This window comes from Mesorhizobium sp. WSM4850 (assembly GCF_055811735.1).
This window is the reverse complement of the sequence record NZ_JBVVPV010000123.1, coordinates 1-2,086: the sequence shown is the minus strand read 5'-3', so window position 1 is coordinate 2,086 and position 2,086 is coordinate 1. Positions and strand designations below refer to the sequence as shown.

The window sequence follows — 2,086 nt, the reverse complement described above, 5'->3', positions numbered from 1 at the left end:
AGGCTCGGCATTTCTGTTGATCGGCCCAAGCAGCCGGCGCCGCCATGACCCGCGCGCTTCTCCTCCTTCGCCGTCGCCTCGTCGGCAGCGTCTTCGTGCTGCTGATTGTCGTGATCGGCACTTTCCTTTTGCTGGAAGCCGCCCCCGGCGACGCGGTCGACGCCTATATCGCCTCGACCGGCGGTGACGCCGGCATGATCGAATTGCTGCGCCATCGTTGGGGCCTCGACCAGTCGGCGCTGACGCGGCTGGCGACCTATCTCTGGGCGCTTCTGCATCTCGACCTCGGCCAGTCGGTGACCTTTTCGCGGCCAATCCGCGACGTCATCCTCGAGCGCCTGCCCAACACGCTGCTGTTGATGGGCAGCGCCACCGCGCTCTCCTTCGGGCTCGGCTCGGCGCTCGGCATCTATGCCGGGGCCAGGCCCGGCGGCTTTCGCGACCGCTTGCTGTCCATCGGCTCGCTGGCGCTCTATGCCGTTCCCGGCTTCTGGCTCGGGCTGGTGCTGATCATCGTCTTTGCCGTCGACCTGCGCTGGTTCCCGATCGGCGGCATCGAGAGCATCGCGTCGGGCAAGACCGGCCTCGACCGCGCGGCCGATATCACCCGCCATCTCGTGCTGCCGGTGTCGGCACTCGGCTTCATCTATCTGGCACTCTATCTGCGCATGATGCGCGCCGGCATGGCCGAGGTCTGGCGGCAGGATTTTGTCCTCGCCGCCCGCGCCAAAGGGCTCTCCCGCCGCCGCATCGTGCTCGCCCACGTCGCCCGCAACGCGCTGTTGCCGTTGGTCACCATGCTCGGCCTGCAATCGGCGCAGATGCTCGGCGGCAGCGTCGTCATCGAAAGTGTCTTTTCGGTGCCCGGCCTTGGCCGGCTGGCGCAGGAGGCGGTGGCGGCGCGCGACACGGCGCTGCTGCTCGGCATCATCCTGGTCAGCGCCGTTCTGGTTATCGCCATCAACCTTCTCGTCGACATTGCCTACGCCTTCCTCGATCCGCGCGTCGGCGCCAGCGAGGCCGGTGCGTGAGCCGGCTTCGCCGCTTTCTTCGCACGCCGGAAGCGGTCGCCGGCGCGATCATTCTGGCGGCGCTGTTCGCCATGGCGCTGACAGCGCCTTTGTTCTTTCCCGGCGACCCGCAAGCCATTGCCGGGCCGGCATTGCTGCCGCCCTTTCAGGACTGGTCGCTGCCGCTCGGCACCGACCGGCTCGGCCGCGACGTGCTGGCCGCGCTTCTCCACGGCGCCCGTACCTCGCTGGCGGTCGGGCTGGCGGCAGCGGCAGCAGCCCTTGCCGTCGGCGCGATAGTCGGCGCGCTGGCCGGCTTTGCCGGCGGTCTCGTCGACGAAGTGCTGATGCGCATTACCGACGCCTTCCAGACCGTGCCGAGCTTCCTGCTGGCGCTGGCTTTCGTCAGCGTCGTCGGGCCGTCGCTCGGCGTCGTCGTCGCGGCGATCGCGCTCGGCGCCTGGACGGGGCCGGCGCGCGTTGCGCGCGCCGAAGTGCTGTCGATCCGCGAGCGCGATTTTGTCGCCGGCGCCCGTGTCATCGGCATGCATCCGCTGGAGATCGCCTTTCGCGAAGTGCTGCCCAACGCTTTGCCGCCGGTGCTGGCGCTGTCGTCGGTGATCGTCGCCGCCGCGATCCTCACCGAGGCGGCCCTTTCGTTTCTCGGCCTCGGCGACCCCAACCGCGTGACCTGGGGCGGCATGATCGCCGAAGGCCGCGCCGTGCTGCGCACCGCGCCCTTTTTGTCGATCATTCCGGGCATAGCACTCGTGCTGACCGTGCTCGGCGTCTATCTCGCCGGTGAAGGCGTCGTCGAGACGACGGCGGTGAGAAGGAGCCTGTCATGACGGCGCTGCTTTCGATCCGCGATCTGACGGTGACCTATCGCCGCGACGGCAGCCAGGTGCCGGCACTGAACCATGTCAGCCTCGATGTCAGCGCCGGCGAGCGCTTCGCCATCATTGGCGAGAGCGGCTCGGGCAAGAGCACTCTGGCGCTGGCCATTGCCGGGCTGCTGCCGGGTTCTTCCAAGGTTGGAGGCTCGATCGAGTGGTTTTTGCCATCCTTTGGTGCCA

General features: G+C 68.4%; 3 protein-coding genes. All 3 read left to right on the top strand.

All coding sequences use genetic code 11. The features are described from left to right. The first annotated feature begins 44 nt into the window (after positions 1-44). Positions 45-1,031 carry an ABC transporter permease gene (locus AC0L2Z_RS35185; protein WP_287242329.1) on the top strand — a complete coding sequence of 329 codons (987 nt, stop codon included), beginning with the start codon at positions 45-47 and terminating at the stop codon, positions 1,029-1,031. Beyond that, complete coding sequence (locus AC0L2Z_RS35180) at positions 1,028-1,858, top strand: ABC transporter permease (protein WP_473630616.1); 831 nt, start codon at positions 1,028-1,030, stop codon at positions 1,856-1,858. Before AC0L2Z_RS35185 ends, AC0L2Z_RS35180 begins: the two co-directional genes overlap by 4 nt. Next, the coding region (locus AC0L2Z_RS35175; RefSeq protein ID WP_473630615.1) for an ATP-binding cassette domain-containing protein at positions 1,855-2,086 on the top strand (232 nt) is incomplete at its 3' end. The genes AC0L2Z_RS35180 and AC0L2Z_RS35175, both read left to right, overlap by 4 nt.